The sequence below is a fragment of the Micromonospora sp. MGP-C2 genome (assembly GCF_057766525.1).
Map to the genome: position 1 here is coordinate 5,526,277 of NZ_JBYMEN010000002.1, position 18,275 is coordinate 5,544,551.

Consider the following 18,275-nt stretch of genomic DNA (forward strand, 5'->3'; position numbering starts at 1 on the left):
CCGGTCAGAACAGCGTCAGCGGCTCGACCGGGATCGGCTCGGGCAGCGCGTCCAGCTCGGGTACGCGTGCGCGTACCTCGTCGTGGAACCGGCGGGCGAGCACGGGCGCCTCGGCGTTGTCCGGGGTGTGGACGAACATCGTCGGTGAGCGACCCTCCCGCAGCCAGGCCACCGTGACGTCGACCCAGCGTCGCCACCCCTCGACGGTGCGCGTCGAGTCGTCGCGGCCGAGGTAGCGGACGACCGGCCGGTCCGTCAGCGCCCGCGACCGCAGCGGCACCCGGGGCTTCTTTGTCCAGGCGTCCCGCTCCGCGTCGCTGGTCGGTGGGCTCGCGAAGAAGGCGGTCGTGTCGAAGGGGATCCATTCGGCGGATGCGGCGGTGAGGGTCGCCTCCAGCAGCCGGGTCGCGCGGTCGTCGGTGAAGAACGCGGGGTGGCGCACCTCCACCGCGTACCGGTGTGATCGGGGGAGCTGGGCCAGGAATCGGGTCAGGGTCGCAACGTCGGCGGGACCGAACGAGCCGGGCAACTGGATCCAGAGAGCGTGGGCACGCGAACCGAGCGGCTCGATCGCGTCCAGGAAGGCGCGCAACGGCTCGCCGACGTCGGTGAGCCGACGTTCGTGCGTGATGACCTTCGGAAGCTTGAGGACGAACCGGAATTCGGGTTCGGTCTGCGCGGCCCACGACTCCACGGTGTCCCGGGCCGGGGTCGCGTAGAACGTCGTGTTGCCCTCAACGGCGTCGCACCAGCTGCCGTAGTGCCGCAGGCGCTCCGCGGAGGGCAGCCGGTGACCCGGCCACGACCGGTGGCTCCACATCGCGCACCCCACGTGCAGACGCATGACCGCCCTTTCCGCCAGTGAACCGCGCCCTGACCGCAGCCACCGTATACGCGCCACCGGCCGCGCCCCCCGGGACGGGTAGCGTCCGGCGCCATGCGTGTGCTGTTCGCCAGTCTTGCGTCCGTCGGTCACACCTATCCGCTGATCCCGCTGGCGATCGCCGCCCGGGACGCCGGTCACGAGGTGCACTTCGCCGCCGGCCCGGCGGTGCACGCGCCGCTGGCCGCCAACGGCCTGCGGCCGTTCCGCCCGGGCGACGCCTTCTACGAGGTGTACGCCGAGGATCTCGAACCGGAGCTGGCGCGGCTGAGGCCCGACCTGGTGGTGCACGAGTGGGGGCTGCCCGGGGCGGCTGTCGTCGCTCATCGGGCCGGCATCCCGGGCCTCTGGCACGGCTTCGGTCGGATGTTCCCCGACGGCATCGGCCTCGACCTTCCCACCCGGAACACCGAGGTCGTCGGCCGACCGCACCTCGACATCTGCCCGCCTTCGCTCCAGGACGCGAACTTCCTCGCCACCGAACGTCGGATCGAGCTGCGACCGGTCCCGTTCTCGACACCGACCCCGCTAGCGGCGTGGGTGAGCCGTCGGACGTCCCGGCCGCTGATCTACCTGACCCTAGGTACGGCGTTCGGCACACCGGAGCTGCTCCGCACGGTCATTGCCGGCCTGGCGACGCTGGACGCGCAGGTGGTGGTCGCGGCGGGCCGGGTGCCTCCGGAGCAGCTTGGCGAGCTGCCCGACCACGTCACCGTGCACCCCTGGGTGTCGCAGGCGGAGTTGCTGCCGCTCGTCGACGTGGTGGTGCACCACGGGGGCAGCGGCACCACCCTCGGTGCGCTCGCGGCTGGCGTACCGCAGGTGGTGTTGCCGCAGGGTGCCGACCAGTTCGCCAACGCCGACGTACTCGACGCCGCCGGTGTCGCCGTGCGGCTGCTTCCCGAGGAGGTGAACGCGGACGCCGTCGCCGAGCGGACGCACCGTCTGCTGCCGCAGCACGGCAACGCCGAGCACCGCGACGCGGCCCGGGTGGTCGCCGAGGAGATCGCCCGCATGCCGTCGCCGGCGACGGTGGCCGAGCGACTTCCGGAGTACGCCGGCTCGGGAGCGTGAGCGCAGGAACGAGATCGTCAACTCAGGGTTGACGATGAGGCTGCGTCAACCTATGGTTGACGCATGACGGAACCTACCCAGATGAGCAGTCGGGTCAAGCTCGACGACCTGATCCAGGCGATCAAGACGGCACACACCGACGCGCTCGACCAGCTCACCGACGCGGTCATCGCCGCCGACCACCTCGGCGAGATCGCCGACCACCTGATCGGTCACTTCGTCGACCAGGCTCGGCGCTCGGGCGCCTCCTGGACCGACATCGGCCGCAGCATGGGAGTCAGCAAGCAGGCGGCCCAGAAGCGCTTCGTGTCGAAGGCGACCGACGGGTCGCCGCTCGACCCGAACGACGGCTTCGGCCGGTTCACCCCCCGGGCCCGCAACGTGGTGATCGCCTCGCAGGAGGAGGCCCGGGCCAGCGGAAACGCCGAGATCGGGCCCGAGCACCTGGTGCTGGGTCTGCTGGCGGAGCCGGATGGGCTGGCCGCCAGGGTGATGGCCGGTCGGGGCGCGACCCCCGAGGCGGTGCGGGAGACCGTCGGCGCGGCCCTGCCGCCGCGGGTCGACCAGGTCCCGGACCTCATCCCGTACGACGCGCGCGGCAAGAAGGCGTTGGAGCTGACCTTCCGGGAGGCGCTGCGCCTCGGGCACAACTACATCGGCACCGAGCACATCCTGCTCGCCCTGCTGGAGCAGGAGGACGGCACTGGTGTGCTCACCAACCTCGGCCTGACGAAGCCGTCGGTGGAGGCCGACCTCGCGACTGCCCTGGCCGCAGTGGTCAAGGCCGCCTCCACGGGCGGCGACGCCCAGTAGCGGCACCAGGACCACCATCCCCGCGCCGTCCCGCGAGTGTGAATGTCCTCGCTGGGCGGCGCGGTGTTTCCCGCGCCTCAGGCGGCGTGCGGCGCAGTGCCGGCGTGGGATCGCTTGCCGACGGCGGGATCCGGGTTGTAAGTCCGGAAGGTTGTATATGCCGTCACGGGTCCGCGCGTCGAGCGGCCCTCACCTAGCCTCGGGTGGCCATGCGCACATCAACGTATGGGCATTCGTGAACGGGGGACCGAATTGAGAAATTCCTCAGTCAGTTTGTACGGCGCGCTGTGGCGGCTGCCGTCGTGCTGACCGTGGCGGGCCGAATGTTCGCCGCGCCAGCGCATGCCGACCCACCGACTCCGGCTGGGCGAGAACTGTTGACCAGAGCACAGGTCCGGGCGGTGGGCGTCCTGGTGACGCTCGCCGCCCTGGCGGGGCTGACCGCCTGCTCCCCAGCAGACAAGCCGCTGACTGCGCTACGAGTCGTCAACGGGCAGCCGGTTCTGGTGGTGGTGGAGTGTGCCGTCTTCACGGCGACCAGGATCGCCGTCTTCACCGAAGAGCCCGCGCCGCCCGCGAAATGGGCAATCGAACGTGCAGGCACCGAGCAGCTTGCGGCTGTGACCCTGTTGCAGCCACCGCCAGGCTGGAATGTGGCCGAGCAGTCACTCGCCGCGTTCGAGCCCGACATCGAGTATGCGGTCACCGCCTACGGCGATCAGAACAAAGCCGAGTCCGTTCATTTCACCCTGGCGCAGGTGAGCGAGCTGCCGCCGGATCAGGTTCTCGTCAGCGATGGCGGCACGAAGCGGAAGGCGGTCACCGAGACCGCCTTCCGTGATCGGGCGAAGAAGACCTGCTGACGCCGTAGGTCAGGAAACGTCGGGGAACCCGTAGCGCAGGGCGTGCTCCGGGTCGGCAGGGTCGATCTGGCGCACGCCCACGTCGGCGAGGCGCTTGTTGACCTCGTCGAGCTGCTCGCGAACCAGTCGGGCCTCATCCTCGGTGACCCGTCCCCGGTGCGGCTTGCCGGCGTGCTCCAGCGTGCCGTAGTCGATCTTCTCGGTGCTCTTGCGGGCCTTGGGCGGGCGGACCCGCTCAGCGGTCTTCAACAACTGCGCCATCGGCACGTCGGTGGCCATCGCGTCGAACTCACTGGCGGTCAACACCACCCGGCGGGGCTCGCCGCCGCCGTGCCGGTCGTGGATCTCCACCACCGCCACGTCCAGGGCGGCGTCGTCGAGGTTCTCCACCTCGGTCGGGGTGGCGTCCAACTGCACGGGCCCGGCGACCAGGTCCGGGTGCTCCAGCACGACGACGCGGACCACCTCGTCGTCCTGCTGTAGAACCGTGCCGCTGAAGTCGGAGACGTGGATCGTCTTCTTGCCCATGCGCGGAGCTTCTCCTGTCGTTGGCCGGATGGCGGACCACAAGAAATTACCCGACAGGTGTGCGAAAGCCCTCGCTGGACCTCCCCGGTGTGTCGCCGTCCGGTTGAACTCGTCAGCTGCCCTTCGACCGGTGTCAGTGGCTGTTCAGGCGGTGCCTGCCGGAGCTGCCGACGGACAGCTTGTTCAGCCTGGACCAGGAGAGGGTGCCGCGACCGACCGCCCGGGGGTTCCGGTAGCGCGGCTGGGGCGGGACGCCGCCAACGCTCTCCGCTGCCTGCCAGAGTCGCTCGGGGTCCTGCTGGTAGTGATCGTTCGGCTGAATCGGCATGCGCCTACCGTCCCAAATAAAGGTGTCCAGGTATGGAAATACATATGACGGTCGATAGGTGAGGTTGGTTCCCCGGCGCTCGGCCGGCTCCGGCCCTGAAGTTTCGTCCGCCCGGCCCGGCCGCCCGGCGTACGGTGATCCACGACGGCCGGGGTGACGGGGGAGGTCTGGATGCTCGACCGGCGGCTCCAGCTGCACCTGGCCACCTGGCTCGGCCAGTGGCCGGCCGGGCCGGGGCTGCACGTGGTCGCCTCGCATCGGCGGGCCAGGCCAGCCTGGGACGGCCGACTGCGCCCCGCGCTCGCCGTGGACACCGGGCGGAGCGCAGTGCTCTCCGTGGCACCGGATCGGGTGGCGGCGATCCGTTCGCTGGCCCGGCGTACACCGGATCGGCTGCTCGCCGCGCTGCCGGAGGCGGTCGGGCTGCCCGACTGGTGCGTGCACGACGGCCCCTTCCGGTGGAGCGTGGCCCCCGCGCCGCTTCCCGACGTGGGGGAGTGGACCGAGCCGACGGCTCCCGGGTTGCCACCCTGGCTGCGGCTCTTCGACAGGCAGGTGCTGGTGGTCCGTGACCCGGACGGCAGCTACCTGGCCGGTGCCGGGATCAAACGGCATGACGCGTACGGGCACGAGTTGGCCATCGGCACCGCGCCTGCTGCCCGGGGTCGCGGCCTCGCCCGCCGACTCGTGGCGCAGGCGGCGAGGCGGGTCCTCGACGAGGGGGCGGTGCCGACGTACCTGCACGAGCGGGACAATCAGGCCTCCGCCCGGGTCGCTGACGCGGCCGGTTTCCCGGACCGGGGCTGGCGCGCCTACGGGGTCTATCCGCGCTGAGCTCACAACGGGCGCGGACCGTGGACCCCGGGCCGGATCCACGGTCCGCAACCTCCCCCCAGGCCCCGGTTCCGGGTGTGCCGGTCGTGCTCTGCACGGGCCGGGACATGTCGATCACGCTACGTATCGATCAGGCGCTCGGCAAGGGGTGAGCTGTCGGTTCGGAGTGTCGAAAAGCGGACTTGACCTGCTTCTTCGCGGTCGAGCGGTGCCGGCTGGCTCAGTGACGGAGCGTGCGAATCAGCTCGATCACCTGTCGGGTCACCGGCCGCAGGACCCGGAGCCGGGACAGCGCCACGAGCCGGTCGACCAGTGGTACGGCTCCGTCGATCAGCTGGCGGGTCTTGGTCTGGCCCGGCGATCGGTCGTGCACCCAGTAGAGGATCACGCCCATGTACGCGAGCCAGAGCAGCTCGGGCAGCTGTGGGCGCAGCTCGGCGTCGACCTTGGCCGTCGAGCCCGTCAACACCTCGCCGAAGAGGTCGATGGCCGCCTCTCGGTGGCCGGAGGACTCCGCCGAGAAGGGGCTCAACGGGGAGGTGGGTTCCGCCGCCGTCTTGAAGAAGGTCGCCGCGAATTCGTGCGAGGGCGTCAACACGTCGATCCCCGCGTGCAGCACTCCGGCGAGCCGCGGACCGAACGCCTCCTCCCGGTCGAGCACGGGCTGCGCGGCGGCCCGGTGCTCGACCTGGGACTGGGCGTAGAACTCCTGGATCAGGTGGTCCTTGGAACCGAAGTAGTAGTAGGCGTTGCCGACCGCCACGCCGGCCTCCTGCGCGATCGCCCGCATGGTGGTCTGGGCGTAGCCGCGTTCGCGGAACAGCCGCATCGCGGTGTCCCGGATCAGCTGCCGGGTCTGCTCGCCTCGGGCGGTGGCAGGGTCACCCGCAGTGGTCGTCTGCGCAGGTTGCTCGGTCATCGGGGCCACCGTATCCCGCCGTTTCGTCGGTCGGCTCGACCGACGGGTCGCGGATCCGTTCCCGGATCGCCGAGGCGGCGGCCACCGTCTGCCGGGCGAGGGGCAGCAGGGCCGGCCGGGCCAGCCGCTCGGCCATGGGCCGATGGTCGGCCAGTGCCCAGAGGCAGGCGAACCAGGCGCCGTCGCCCGCGTACACCTCGCCGGTGTCGGCGATCACGGTGAGGTCGCGCAGCGTCGCGTCGTGGTCCAGGCCGGGGAAGCGCCGCCGAGCCTCGGCGGAGCCGGCCGGCACGAACTCCAGGGGTACTAGTTGGGCGCGGGACGACAACCAGCGGCGGGCGGCCCGGCAGAGCGGGCAGGCCGCATCGAACAGGACGGTGAACCCCCGCATCCCACCGCCGACGTGAGCGGTGGGGTCCGGGAGCCGGCCGACGCCATCGGTCGGGGGCATGGTCATCGGGTCGGCGGGTTGCTCGTCGGTCCGGTGCCCGGCTGCGGTCCGGTTGGGTGCGGACCGGTTGGCTGGGGTCCTGCCGAGTACGCGCCGGTCGGGTGGGGTCCTGTCGGGTACGCGCCGGTTGGCTGGGGTCCTGCCGGGTACGCGCCGACCAGCTGCGCCCCGGGTGGGGTGGGCGGCATGGGGAGTCGACCGATCGGGGCCAGCGGGGGGTGGGTGGCGAGCTGGCGGAGTCGGTTCCGGCGGTAGCGGCCGAGTGCGAAGACGTTGAAGAAGTGCAGCGCGCCGAGCACCAGCAGCACCAAGCCGATCTTGAGAGACAACTCCTCCATGGCCTGGCTGGTCGATTCCACCGGGTCGGGGTGCTTCATCGCCACAGTGACGTAGCCGAGGTTGAGCAGATAGAAGCCGACCACCAGGAGACTGTTGACCGCTCGGGCGAGCCGTTCCTCGGCGAACACCTCCTCCAGGAAGACCTGCCCGTTGCGGGACAGTGCTCGAGCCACCCAGATGGTCAGGCCGACGCTGACCGCGAGGTAGATCACGTACATCCAGACCTTGATGTCCATGTGGACGCCCTTCTTGAACGTGTTCAACTACCAACGTCATCAGACTAGGGCACATATTGAACATGTTCAAGAAGGGGCGACCAGTGACTGTGGACACTGAGGCGGACGCTGCGGCGCGCCGACCCGGCCGGGCCTGGAGCCCGGCCGGAAGACGCCGTGGCCTAGCCGGTCAGACCGAGCGCCTCGGCCGCCGCCCGACCGTTGGCGTGGCTCGCGCCGTAGGTGGTGACGAAGGCGCGTACGCCCTGCGGGCGCCACTGTGCCGGCCACCCCATCTCCACCACGGTCACCGGATGCTGGGCGGCCAGGCCGGCGATCAGCTCGGGACCGCCGGGCAGCCGGTGCAGGTGCCGCCCGACCAGCACGATGGGCCGGTCCCCGGCAAGCTCGCCCAGTCTCGACGGGTCGGTCTCGGTGGCGATCACCCGCAGCTCCTGCACCCCGCTCAGGTGTGGACCGAGACCCCACGGCACCCGTCCCTCAGCGATCGTCGACTCGGTGTGCAGTTGCACCACCAGTGCTCGGTCCAGGCCGTTGAGCACGCCGTCCACCCGGACCGCGCGGCGCGCTGCCGCGTACCCCAGCTCGGTGTCGCTGGCTGCCGTCGACCCGACGGCGGCCCGGGTCCAGGCGGCGAGGTCGGCGGCCCGGCCGGCTGCCTCCTCGACCCGTGCGGTCGCCAACCGGCCGTCGGTGAGGGCGTCGACGATCTCGGCGGCGACCCGCTCGACGAGCTTCGCGTCGACCTTCGCGCCGATGCAGAGCAGGTCGGCGCCGGCGGCCAGGGCCCGGACCGCGGCCGGCCCGACGCCGCCGGCAGCCACCGCGGCGCCCTTCATCTCCAGGGCGTCGGTGATGACGGTGCCGGTGAAGCCGTACTCGGTGCGGAGCAGATCGACCAGGACGGCCCGGCTGAAGGTGGCCGGGTCGCTGCCGGTCAGTGCGGGCACCCGGATGTGCGCGGTCATCACGGCGCGGGCTCCGGCGGCGACGACCGCCGCGAACGGCGGCAGGTCCCGCTGCCGCAGCAGAGCCAGCGGGGCGTCCACGGTGGGCAACTCGTGGTGGGAGTCTGTGACGGTGGCACCGTGCCCGGGGAAGTGCTTTGCGCAGGCGGCGACGCCGGCGGCCTGCAACCCGGTCACGGCAGCGGCCGAGTGGGCGGCCACCCGCACCGGGTCCGCCCCGAAGGACCGGGTGCCGATCACCGGGTTGTCGTCGGCGGTGTTGACGTCCACGGTCGGGGCGAGGTTGACGGTGATGCCGAGCGCGGCCAGCTCGGCGCCGATCGACTGGTAGACCCGTCGGGTGAGCGCCACGTCGCCGATCGCGCCGAGGGCGGCGTTGCCGGGGTACGGGCTGCCGGTGGCGTGTGCCAGCCGGGTCACGTCGCCACCCTCCTCGTCGATGGCGATCAGCGCGTCCGGCCGGCCGGCGCGCAGCGCGGCGGTGCTCGCCGCGACCTGCGCGGGGTCGTGCACGTTGGTGCCGAACAGAGTGTGCCCGGCCAGCCCGTCGGCCAGCAGGTCGACCGCCCAGTCCGGCGGGACGGGCCCCGGGTACGCGGCCAGCAGCGTGCCGAGCGCCAGCCGGCGCAGTCCTGGATCCAGCGCCACGTGATCTCCCCCTTCGGTGCCCCGGCGGGTACGAAACGTCGTACCGGTGGGGGTGTTCGCCCTGCCGAGTCGGCCGAGCGCCCCACCTTCGGGTGGCCGTTACGCTACGGCTACCCGTTCGCAGGTCGGTTTACAGTTAGCAAAGTTTACTAAAACTAGAGGACGTGTCATGAGTGCGACCCGGCTACCCGGCACCCCCCGCCTGTTGCGGGCGCTCAACGACCGTGCCGCGCTGGAGCTGCTCCTCGAACGCGGTCCGCTGACCCGGGCCAGGCTCGGCGAGCTGACCGGGCTGTCGAAGGTCACCGCCTCCCAGCTGGTCGAGCGGCTGGAGGAACGCGGCCTCGTCGCCCGGGTCGGCGAGCAGGCCGGCGGGAGGGGGCCGAACGCCCAGCTCTACGCCGTCCGTCCGAGCAGCGCGCACGTGGTCGGCGTCGACGTCGGACCGGATCGGGTGGTTGCCGCCTGCGCCGACATCACCGGCGCGGTCATCGGGCGGGTGGAGCAGTCGACCAGGGACACCGACGACCCGGTGGGCGTCGTGCACAACGCCGTGGTGCAGGCCGCCAGCAGCGCCCAGGCGCAGCTGAGCAGCGTACGGCGCATCGTGCTCGGCACGCCGGGCCTGGTCGATCCCGGCACCGGCGACATCACCTTCGCCTTCAACCTGCCGCGCTGGCACAGCGGGCTGCTCGCCGCGCTGCGCGACGACCTGGACACCCCGGTGGTCTTCGAGAACGACGTCAACCTGGCCGCGGTGGCCGAGGCGCAGTCCGGCGCCGCTCAGGGCCTGGCGGATTTCGTGCTGGTCTGGGTGGGAGCCGGTGTCGGCCTGGCGATCATGCTGGGCGGCCGGCTGCACCACGGCAGCAGCGGCGCGGCCGGTGAGATCGGCTACCTGCCGGTGCCCGGCGCGCCCATTCCGCGCGACGTCTCCCGTCGGGCCAAGCCGGCCTTCCAGCAGTTGGTCGGCGCGGACTCGGTGCGCGCGGTGGCCCGTGAGCACGGGTACCCGGACGCCGACGCCGCCGAGGCGGTCCGCGCGGCCGTCGCGGCCGGCGCCGACGGCGGCCCGATGCTCGACGAGTTGGCCCGCCGGCTCGCGCTCGGTGTGGCCAGCACCTGCGTGGTGCTCGACCCGCCGCTGGTCGTGCTCGCCGGCGAGGTGGGTCAGGCCGGCGGCGCCGCGCTCGCCGACCGGGTGCAGCACGAGGTCGCGGCGATCACCCTGGTGCAACCTCGGGTGGTGCCGACCGGGCTGACCGAGGAGCCGATCCTGCGTGGCGCGCTGCGCACCGCGCTGGACGCCGTGCGCGACGAGGTGTTCGGCTCCACCGTCGGCTGAGCCCGCTGCGGCGGTCACGTGAAGAAATATTTCACCGCCGGTCAGTCTGCTGCAAGCCCTTGCCGTCGACGCCCTGGTTTCACCAGGCCGCCCGTGCGTGGACGGGCGGCCCGGTGAAAACTCAGATCAGGTCGCGTCGGCGGAACACGGCGAACGCCGCCGCGGTCACTCCGCCGGTGATGGCGAGCAGCACCAACAGCGACGGCAACCAGGTCAGCGTGTAGAACCCCTCGCAGGTGCCAACGCTGTTGCCCGTGCAGATCCGCGGATCGTAGAAACGCGCCTCGCCGTTCAGCCACGCGCCGATGTAGCTGGAGAGCATGAACAGGTCCGACTGCGGGGCATCGATGATCTCCAGGACCAGCCGGGCGCCCAACTCCCAGACCACCACGTACGCGGCGAGCGCGCCGAGAGCCGCCGAGGTGTGCCGACCCAGCGTGGCGATCGCGAAGCCCGCCGCGGTGGTCAGCAGCACCAGCACCAGACCACGTCCGTGCAGCGCACCGAGCTCGCGCCAGAACTCACCGCTCAACTGGCTGGGCAGCCCGGCGGTCTGCCCGATCACCCAGAACGTGGCGAGGTAGGCCACCGACGCCAACAGGGCCAGGACCAGCACCGTGCCGAGCAGGGTGCCCAACTTGGACCCGAGCACCGTCAACCGGCGTGGCCGCCAGAGCAGCAGGTTCACCACACCGCCGGAGTTCAGGTCGGCACCGATGTAGGAGGCACCGACCAGGAACCCGAACAGCACCAGGAACGCGATGAGGAAGAAGACCAGCGGCCGCGCCTGCTGGGCGAAGCTGAACACCCCCGGCAGGAAGTCGGCGGCGATCGGCAGCCGGGACTGCCGGATCGGGTCGATCTCCGAACAGTCGGCGGGGAGGTACAACCCGCTGTCCTCCGTCGGCAGCGACCCGCCCTGGCGGGCCAGGCACTCCTGGTACGCGGTCTCCATGCTCTGCCGGGCCTCGGTGGCCTGCGCGCGCGCCGAGTTCAGCTCACTCGCACTCGGCTTGTGGGAACCCGCGAGGGTGGTAGCCGCCGTCACCGCGAACGCAAACGCCAGCAGGACGACCATGAGTTGCACGAAGCGACGGGCGGCCAGTCGCTCCAATTCGGCACGAACCAGGTTCACGCGTCCACTCCCCGATCGAGATCGATCACCGCATCGCCCTGACCGGCGTACGGCAGCGCCGAGTCGTCGACCTGCCGGGGCACCGACGGGTGCGCACCCGTCAGCTCAAGGAAGACGCTCTCCAGATCAGGCCGCAGCGGCGTCAGCTCGCCGACCCACAGCCCCTGCTCGCCGAGCACCCGGCTGATCACCGTCGGGTCGCTCGTCCCACTCACCACCAGTGCCTCACCGTCGACGATCGCCGTCAGCTCGGCCGCGTGCAGCAGCTCAGCGGCGCGCTCCGGGTCGGCCACCCGCACCAGGAACTCGTGCCGGTCGTAGCCCGCCAGCACCTCGTCCACCCGGCCGGTCGCCACCCGACGTCCCTGCGAAATGATCGTGACGTGGTCGCAGATCAGCTGGATCTCACCCAGGATGTGACTGGACACCAGCACTGTCACCCCGCTCGCCGCCAGCGACCGCATCAGGTCCCGCATCTCCCGGATGCCCGCCGGGTCCAACCCGTTCGCCGGCTCGTCCAGGATGAGCAACCGCGGGTCCTTCAGCAGCGCGGACGCCACCGCGAGACGCTGCTTCATGCCCAGCGAGTAGCCCTTCACCCGCTCGTCTCCCCGATCGCGCAGGCCCACCAGCTCCAGCGCCTCGTCCACCCGCGAGACCGGTACGCCACCGGCGCGGGCCAACAACCGCAGGGTGCGGTACCCGGTGAAGTTGCCGAAGAACTGCGGGCTCTCCACGATGGCACCCACCTGGCCCGCCACCCGGGGCAGCAGCTCCGGCGACGGCTCGCCCAGCACGCTCATCCGGCCGCTGTCGGCGCGTACCAGCCCGAGCAGGGCACGCAGGGTGGTGGTCTTGCCGGAGCCGTTGGGGCCGAGGAAGCCGTGAACCTGGCCCGCCTCCACCAGCAGGTCGAACCCGTCCACCGCCACCCGCCGGCCGTTGCGCATGCTGTGGAAGGTCTTGCGCAGACCCTCGATCTCGATGACCGCGCTCATCCGCGCGGCTCCGTACCTCGACGGGGCATGGACCGTCCTCCGGACTTGGTGATCAACGACACGGCGCTTCACCCTATTGCCGAGGCGCCGCCCATGGGGGGCGCCTCGGCGCTGCGTGGTTGGATGGAGCGGTGACTGACCTGATCCCCGGCGCTGCCGGCGCCGCGCCTGCCGCCGCTCCTGTGGACCCGGATCTGGTGGTCAGCCTCGACGGCGTCGGTGTACGCCGCTCTGGCACCGCCCTCCTCCAGGACCTGACCTGGCGGGTCGAGCTGGACGAGCGTTGGGTCGTGCTCGGCTCCAACGGCGCCGGCAAGACCACACTGCTCAACCTCGCCGCCGGCCGGCTGCACCCCACCACCGGTGTGGCGCACGTGCTCGGCGAGCGGATCGGCCGCACCGACGTCAACGAGCTGCGCACCCGCATCGGGCTGACCACCGCCGCGCTGGCCGAGCGACTGCCCGCCGACGAGCAGGTCAGCGACGTGGTGGTGACCGCCGCCTGGTCCGTGGTCGGCCGCTGGCGCGAAAGCTACGAGCGCGGCGACGTGGCGCGGGCGCTGGCCCTGCTCAGCCAACTCGGCGTCGGTGGGCTCGCCGAACGCCGTTACGGCACCCTCTCCGAGGGTGAACGCAAGCGGGTGCAGATCGCCCGTGCCCTGATGCCCGACCCGGAGCTGCTGCTGCTCGACGAGCCGGCCGCCGGCCTCGACCTGGGTGGTCGGGAGGACCTGGTCGCCCGACTGGCCGAGCTGGCGTACGACCCGGACGCCCCGGCGATGGTGCTGGTCACCCACCACGTCGAGGAGATCCCGCCGGGGTTCACCCACGCGCTGCTGCTGCGCGAGGGTGGCGTGGTCGCCCAGGGCCTGCTCGCCGAGACGCTGACCGGCGACAACCTCTCCAAGACCTTCGGCCTGCCGCTGGTGGTCGAACGCCGGGGCGACCGCTACACCGCCCGGGCCGCCTGAGCGTCGGCCAGGGCGGAGACGACAGTGCCGCAGACCCGGGTTGCCGTGGTGGGCAGCGCCAACATGGACCTGGTCGCGATGGCACCCGCGCTGCCGCGACCGGGCGAGACCATGCTCGGCACCGACTTCGTGATGGTGCCCGGCGGTAAGGGCGCCAACCAGGCCGTTGCCGCGGTCAGGGCCGGAGCGTCCTGCGCCTTCATCGGCGCGATCGGCTCGGACGCCTTCGGTGTCACCCTCCGGGCCCGCATCACCGCCGCCGGGGTGGACACCAGCCAGCTGCGCGTGGTCTACGGCACCTCCGGGGTTGCGCTGGTCATGGTCAACGCGCAGGGGGAGAACGCCATCATGGTGACCCCCGGCGCCAACGACGCGCTGGTCGGCCTCACCGAGGAGGAGTTGGCCACGGTGAGCGCGGCGGACGTCCTGGTCGCCCAACTGGAGATTCCGGTGCAGACCGTGACGGCTGCGGCGGTGGCCGCCCGCGCCGCCGGCACCCGGGTCATCCTCAACGCCGCCCCGGCGCGGGACCTCCCGCCCGAACTGCTCGCATCGGTGGACCTGCTGGTCGTCAACGAGGGCGAGGCGCAGGCACTTGCCGGCCGAGGTCGGGAGGAGCCCCGGGCGCTGCTCGACCTGGCCCCCCGGGCCGTGCTCACTCTCGGCGGCGAGGGCGCCTGGTACGTCGACCGCGACGGCGCCGAGGTGCACGTGCCGGCGGTACGCGTCGACGTGGTCGACTCCACCGCCGCCGGTGACGCGTTCACCGCCGCGCTGGCCGTCGGCTGGGGCGAGGGACGTGACCTGGTCGACGCGGTGCGCTGGGCGTCGGCGGCCGGCGCTGCCTGCGTACGCAAGCTCGGTGCGTCGGTGGCGCTCCCGCAACGCGCCGAGATCGACGAGCTGTACGCGCCGGTCTGACCCACCCGCGTCACGCCGGCCGGCCCGCGCCGGTCCGGAAGGCCCTGCGGTACGCCGACGGCGAGGTCAGCATGAGCCGACCGAAGTGGTGCCGGTAGGTGACCGGAGTGTCGAAACCCACCGAGCGGGAGACCTGCTCGACCGGGGCGTCCGTCTCCTCCAGCAGGGTGAGGCTGGCGCGGACCCGCTGGTCGATCAGCCAGCGGATCGGGCTGGTCCCGGTGGCCCGGGCGAAGTGCCGCAGGTAGGTGCGGGGCGACATGTGCGCCTGCCCGGCGAGCTGCAGCACGCTCAGCGGCTCGGCGAGATGGGCGAGCGCCCAGTCGATGCTGCCGGCGATCCGGTCGTCGTCCGGGTCGGTGGGCACCGGCGCCTCGACGAACTGGGCCTGCCCGCCGTCACGGTGTGGCGGGATCACCAGCCGCCGGGCGACCGCGTTGGCGATCGCCGCGCCGTGGTCGCGCCGGACCACGTGGACGCAGAGGTCCAGCCCGGCGGCGCTGCCGGCGCTGGTGAGCAGGTCGCCGTCGTCGAGGTAGAGGACGTCCGGGTCCACCTCGATGAGTGGGTAGCGCCGCGACAGCAGCTCGGCGTACTGCCAGTGGGTGGTGGCCCGCCGGCCGTCGAGCAGCCCGGCGCCGGCCAGCGCGAACGCGCCCGAGCAGATCGACATGATGCGGGCACCGCGTCGGTGCGCCCGGCGCAGCGCGGTCACCAGCTCGGGTGACGGGTCACCGGTCACGTCCGGCACGCCGGGCACGATCACCGTCCGCGCCTCCGCCAGCTCGGCCAGGCCGTACGGGGTGTGCAGGCTCGCCCCGCCGACCACCGGCACCGGCCCCGGCCGCTCGGCGCAGACCACCAGGTCGTACCAGTCGACGTCGAACTCGGGTCGGGGCAGCCCGAACACCTCGGTGACGATGCCGGTCTCGAACACCGACATTCCCGGGTACGCGAGCACTGCCACGCGGTGCGCGGCTGCCGGCCGTCGGGGCGTCGGCAGCAGGCGCGGGCCGGTGGTCGTGGTGGGCCGCATCGGCATGGCGGGATGTTAGCGCAGGACGTCGTCTCCGCCACTCGCTGCGGCCACGGGGACTGGCGAGGATCAGTGCATGACCTTCACCTTCGCCATTCCGCCGGCCGATCCGGCCACCACCGTCGCCCACTTCCGCGCCCGCCTCAGCGTCGAGACCGACGTCAGCGACGTGCACGCCGACCTGTCTGCGCGTACGCCAGCTCTGGTGGTCGTCGACTCCCGGGGTGCGGCCGCCTGGACACAGGGGCACCTGCCGGGCGCGGTGCACCTGCCCACCGCCGAGATCGCGACCCGCGCGGCGGAGCTGATCCCGTCCGGCTCGGCGGTGGTCACCTACTGCTGGGGGCCGGGCTGCAACGGCGCGACCCGCGCGGCGCTGGAGTTCGCCCTGCTCGGCTACCCGGTCAAGGAGATGCTCGGCGGGTTCGAGTACTGGGTACGCGAGGGGCTGCCGGTGGTGACGGAGACCGGGTTGACCCGGCGCCCGGTCGACGACCTGACCGCGCCGACCGCGACGATCACCTGCGACTGCTGATCCCCGTACGCACGCGGGGAGGGCTCAGCCGACGGGCTCGTCGGCGAGCTTCTCGCCGCGTCGGCGCAGCATGCCCAGCCCGGGGATGCCGGCCACGGCGAGCTTGAGGTCGCGGGTCACGTCGAGCAGGTCGTGCAGGTCGGGCCCGACCCGGTCCAGGGTGGCCAGGATCGGCAGGATGTCGGCCGTCAGGTGTTGCTTGAGTTTGGGCAGCTCGTCGATCAGGTGGATCGCCGCGCTGATCTCCTCGTGGCTCAGCTCCTCGACGAACCTCGCCGCCATCGGCGCGGCCCGGCGCAGCGCCGGCTCGTACGCCGCCAGCAGCTCAGCCGCCGTGGCGGCGGCCTCCGTCGCGGTGCCCACGGTGACGGCGGCCCGGCCGGCCACGCCCTCGGCCTTTGCGACGACCGTGGCGGCGGTTCGGGCGACGCGGTCGGCGTCGGCGACCACCACGGCGGCGGCAGTGGCCACCTCGGTGGCGGTGTCGATGGCGGTGGTCGCGGCGGCGCTGATGACGGCCACCTCACGGACCGCCTCCTCGGCGTCGGTGAGCACCTGATCGGTCCGGTCCAGGGTCGTCTCGATGCGGTCGACCACGCCGTTGATCCGGGCCAGCAGCGCCTCCACCCCGTCCAGCACCGCGAACGCGCGGGCGGGCACGGCGGCGAACGAGGCGGCCGAGCCGAGTGCCTGGTCGAGAGCGGATCGGGTCAGGCCGACCACGGCGGTCGGGGTGGGGAGGGGAATCGCCATGGGATCAAGTGTGCGTCGGCCGCACCACAACCGCCCGACGGCCTCGGTCGGCGGGCGCTCGGGAGGAGCGCGCGGCGGTAGGGTGCCGGCATGTCGGCACCCTCGCCGCACCGACCGCCCCGCACCCGCACCGCTGTCCTGTTCGCCGTGTTGGCGGCGGTCGCCGCCGGGCTGGGCACGCTGGTGCTGGTCCGGGCGGACGCCGGCCTCACGGCCCGGCAGGTCACCGTCGGCGGGGTGCCGATGACCGAGGTACGCGCCGGTCCGCCGACGCCCGGCGTCCGGCGACCCGGTGTGGTGATCGCGCACGGCTTCGCCGGCTCGGCCCAGCTGATGCGTCCGATCGCCGACACCGTCGCCCGGCGCGGAGCGGTCGCGCTGCTGTTCGACTTCGCCGGACACGGTGCCAACCCGGCTCGGCTGCCCGGCGCGGGCTCGAACACGTCCGCCGCCACGCTCGACGCCGACCTGGACGCCGCCGTCGGCTACCTACGTTCCCGGCCGGACGTCGACGCGGACGGAATCGTCCTGGTGGGGCACTCGATGGGCGCCGGCGCCGTGACCCGGTACGCCACCGGCCATCCGGAGATCGCCCGGACCGTGGCGATCTCGCTGCCCGAGGCGGGCGAGCTCCCCCCGGGCCGGCCGACGGAGTTGCTGCTGATCGTGGGAGGCGCGGAGTTTCCGGCCTTCCGCAGGGCGGCCAACGACGCCGCCCGACGTGGCGCGTCAACGGGCCGGCGGTCAGCGGTCGTGGTGCCCGGCGTGGAGCACATCTCCGTGTTGTTCGCCGCGCGTACCCACCGGGAGATCGCCGACTGGCTGCCCGGCGGCGACGGCACCACCCGGCCGCGACCGATCGCCCGGCTCGCCGGGGCGGCGTTGCTGATGTTCGCCTTCGGCATCGGCGTGGTCCCGCTGGCGGCCCTGCTCCTGCCGCCCAGGGCGACCGGCCGCCGACCGACCGACCGACCCTCCGGCCGGGAACCCGACGCCCCGGCGCAGACCGACAGCCCAGCGCTGTCGGGGGATCGGGTGCCGTTCGGTGGTCTGTTGCTGTTCGGGTTGGCGGTGCTGGCGGCCGTTGTGGGCGCGGCTGTCGCCGCGGTGCTGCCGACGGCTCGGCTACCGCTGGCGGTCGGCGGTCACGTCGCCGGCTTCCTGCTGGTCACCGGCGTTCTGCTGGTCGCGGGTCAGCGCTGGCTGCCTGGCTGGTTCGGCGTATTTCAACCACCGCCCGGCACGCCCGTGTCGGCGTCCCGGCGGGCAACGGCACGGACCGCCGTCGCGACGCTGGCGTTGACCGGGTACGCCGTCCTCGCCGTCGCCCTGCCGATCCACCTGGGCCTGACCTCGGCGATGCCGGTCGGCGCCCGCTGGTGGCTGCTTCCGCTTGTGGCGGGCGCCTGCCTGCTGTTCCTGCTGGGCGTCGAACTGGTCGCCGCCGGGCGGACGGGGCGACACCTGTTGGTCGTCGCGGTCACCGTGGTCGTGCTGACCGCATCGACGATGGTCGGTCTGGCACCCGGCTTCGTCGTGCTGGTGGTGCCGCTGTTCGCGCTGCTGCTCGGCTGGCAGGCAGCCTGGGCGACAGTGCTGCGCCGGTACGCCGGCCCGCGCTGGCTGCCGGCCGTGTTGGGCGCCGCACTGGTGGGATGGCCGATCGCCACCACCCTGCCGCTGAGCTGACCGGCCTG

The 18,275-nt window shown here is 72.4% G+C and carries 20 protein-coding genes; 9 read left to right on the plus strand and 11 right to left on the minus strand.

The features are described from left to right. Window positions 1-4: 4 nt before the first annotated feature. Window positions 5-844 (minus strand): DUF72 domain-containing protein, encoded by an 840-nt coding sequence (locus AC3CF1_RS25465; RefSeq protein WP_488451438.1) that lies wholly within the window; start codon window positions 842-844, stop codon window positions 5-7. A gap of 93 nt (window positions 845-937) precedes the next feature. Between AC3CF1_RS25465 and AC3CF1_RS25470 the strand changes: the two genes are divergently transcribed. The 3 genes from AC3CF1_RS25470 to AC3CF1_RS25480 all read left to right on the plus strand — a co-directional run bounded on the left by AC3CF1_RS25470 (window position 938) and on the right by AC3CF1_RS25480 (window position 3,633). Beyond that, window positions 938-1,957 carry a glycosyltransferase gene (locus AC3CF1_RS25470; RefSeq protein WP_488451439.1) on the plus strand — a complete coding sequence of 340 codons (1,020 nt, stop codon included), beginning with the start codon at window positions 938-940 and terminating at the stop codon, window positions 1,955-1,957. 63 nt (window positions 1,958-2,020) lie between these two features. After that, on the plus strand, window positions 2,021-2,770 hold the full coding sequence (locus AC3CF1_RS25475; protein WP_210922921.1) for a Clp protease N-terminal domain-containing protein: 750 nt from the start codon (window positions 2,021-2,023) through the stop codon (window positions 2,768-2,770). Between the two features lie 401 nt (window positions 2,771-3,171). Continuing rightward, window positions 3,172-3,633 (plus strand): hypothetical protein, encoded by a 462-nt coding sequence (locus AC3CF1_RS25480; RefSeq protein ID WP_488451440.1) that lies wholly within the window; start codon window positions 3,172-3,174, stop codon window positions 3,631-3,633. A 9-nt stretch (window positions 3,634-3,642) separates the two neighbouring features. Here AC3CF1_RS25480 and AC3CF1_RS25485 read toward each other — a convergent pair whose 3' ends face one another. Further along, window positions 3,643-4,161: a hypothetical protein gene (locus AC3CF1_RS25485; protein WP_488451441.1), complete on the minus strand. Its 519-nt coding sequence runs from the start codon at window positions 4,159-4,161 to the stop codon at window positions 3,643-3,645. A 133-nt stretch (window positions 4,162-4,294) separates the two neighbouring features. Continuing rightward, window positions 4,295-4,489 carry a DNA repair protein gene (locus tag AC3CF1_RS25490; RefSeq protein WP_330464079.1) on the minus strand — a complete coding sequence of 65 codons (195 nt, stop codon included), beginning with the start codon at window positions 4,487-4,489 and terminating at the stop codon, window positions 4,295-4,297. A 171-nt stretch (window positions 4,490-4,660) separates the two neighbouring features. Here AC3CF1_RS25490 and AC3CF1_RS25495 point away from each other — a divergent pair, with 171 nt between their 5' ends. Then, complete coding sequence (locus AC3CF1_RS25495) at window positions 4,661-5,323, plus strand: GNAT family N-acetyltransferase (RefSeq protein WP_354981233.1); 663 nt, start codon at window positions 4,661-4,663, stop codon at window positions 5,321-5,323. 220 nt (window positions 5,324-5,543) lie between these two features. Here AC3CF1_RS25495 and AC3CF1_RS25500 read toward each other — a convergent pair whose 3' ends face one another. The 4 genes from AC3CF1_RS25500 to AC3CF1_RS25515 all read right to left on the minus strand — a co-directional run bounded on the left by AC3CF1_RS25500 (window position 5,544) and on the right by AC3CF1_RS25515 (window position 8,884). Beyond that, complete coding sequence (locus tag AC3CF1_RS25500; protein WP_210792086.1) at window positions 5,544-6,242, minus strand: TetR family transcriptional regulator; 699 nt, start codon at window positions 6,240-6,242, stop codon at window positions 5,544-5,546. Continuing rightward, window positions 6,205-6,699, minus strand: coding sequence for a thiol-disulfide oxidoreductase DCC family protein (locus AC3CF1_RS25505; RefSeq protein ID WP_488451442.1), 495 nt, complete (start codon window positions 6,697-6,699; stop codon window positions 6,205-6,207). Before AC3CF1_RS25505 ends, AC3CF1_RS25500 begins: the two co-directional genes overlap by 38 nt. Then, window positions 6,696-7,295: a hypothetical protein gene (locus tag AC3CF1_RS25510; protein WP_354981230.1), complete on the minus strand. Its 600-nt coding sequence runs from the start codon at window positions 7,293-7,295 to the stop codon at window positions 6,696-6,698. Before AC3CF1_RS25510 ends, AC3CF1_RS25505 begins: the two co-directional genes overlap by 4 nt. Window positions 7,296-7,429: 134 nt before the next feature. Continuing rightward, window positions 7,430-8,884 carry a glycoside hydrolase family 3 N-terminal domain-containing protein gene (locus AC3CF1_RS25515; protein WP_488451443.1) on the minus strand — a complete coding sequence of 485 codons (1,455 nt, stop codon included), beginning with the start codon at window positions 8,882-8,884 and terminating at the stop codon, window positions 7,430-7,432. A 169-nt stretch (window positions 8,885-9,053) separates the two neighbouring features. Between AC3CF1_RS25515 and AC3CF1_RS25520 the strand changes: the two genes are divergently transcribed. Further along, on the plus strand, window positions 9,054-10,229 hold the full coding sequence (locus tag AC3CF1_RS25520; protein WP_088946501.1) for an ROK family transcriptional regulator: 1,176 nt from the start codon (window positions 9,054-9,056) through the stop codon (window positions 10,227-10,229). Between the two features lie 121 nt (window positions 10,230-10,350). On the opposite strand, the gene AC3CF1_RS25525 is transcribed toward AC3CF1_RS25520, so the two are convergent. Further along, window positions 10,351-11,364, minus strand: coding sequence for an ABC transporter permease subunit (locus AC3CF1_RS25525; RefSeq protein WP_354981228.1), 1,014 nt, complete (start codon window positions 11,362-11,364; stop codon window positions 10,351-10,353). Next, window positions 11,361-12,362 (minus strand): ABC transporter ATP-binding protein, encoded by a 1,002-nt coding sequence (locus AC3CF1_RS25530; protein ID WP_488451444.1) that lies wholly within the window; start codon window positions 12,360-12,362, stop codon window positions 11,361-11,363. The genes AC3CF1_RS25525 and AC3CF1_RS25530 overlap by 4 nt, the downstream gene beginning before the upstream one ends. 131 nt (window positions 12,363-12,493) lie before the next feature. Here AC3CF1_RS25530 and AC3CF1_RS25535 point away from each other — a divergent pair, with 131 nt between their 5' ends. Continuing rightward, the gene (locus AC3CF1_RS25535; RefSeq protein ID WP_488451445.1) at window positions 12,494-13,333 is read left to right on the plus strand and encodes an ABC transporter ATP-binding protein; all 840 of its coding nucleotides are present in this window, start codon (window positions 12,494-12,496) and stop codon (window positions 13,331-13,333) included. A gap of 24 nt (window positions 13,334-13,357) precedes the next feature. Beyond that, window positions 13,358-14,254, plus strand: a complete 897-nt coding sequence (locus AC3CF1_RS25540; RefSeq protein WP_488451446.1) for a ribokinase — start codon at window positions 13,358-13,360, stop codon at window positions 14,252-14,254. 10 nt (window positions 14,255-14,264) lie between these two features. Here the strand turns inward: AC3CF1_RS25540 and ftrA are convergent, their stop codons facing one another. Beyond that, the gene (gene ftrA / locus AC3CF1_RS25545) at window positions 14,265-15,290 is read right to left on the minus strand and encodes a transcriptional regulator FtrA (protein ID WP_488452132.1); all 1,026 of its coding nucleotides are present in this window, start codon (window positions 15,288-15,290) and stop codon (window positions 14,265-14,267) included. A gap of 76 nt (window positions 15,291-15,366) precedes the next feature. Here ftrA and AC3CF1_RS25550 point away from each other — a divergent pair, with 76 nt between their 5' ends. Next, window positions 15,367-15,825, plus strand: a complete 459-nt coding sequence (locus AC3CF1_RS25550; protein ID WP_488451447.1) for a rhodanese-like domain-containing protein — start codon at window positions 15,367-15,369, stop codon at window positions 15,823-15,825. Between the two features lie 24 nt (window positions 15,826-15,849). Here the strand turns inward: AC3CF1_RS25550 and AC3CF1_RS25555 are convergent, their stop codons facing one another. Then, a complete protein-coding gene (locus AC3CF1_RS25555) occupies window positions 15,850-16,578 on the minus strand; it encodes a hypothetical protein (RefSeq protein ID WP_088946507.1) in 729 nt (242 codons plus the stop codon). A 90-nt stretch (window positions 16,579-16,668) separates the two neighbouring features. Here AC3CF1_RS25555 and AC3CF1_RS25560 point away from each other — a divergent pair, with 90 nt between their 5' ends. After that, complete coding sequence (locus AC3CF1_RS25560) at window positions 16,669-18,267, plus strand: dienelactone hydrolase family protein (protein WP_488451448.1); 1,599 nt, start codon at window positions 16,669-16,671, stop codon at window positions 18,265-18,267. Window positions 18,268-18,275: the final 8 nt, after the last annotated feature.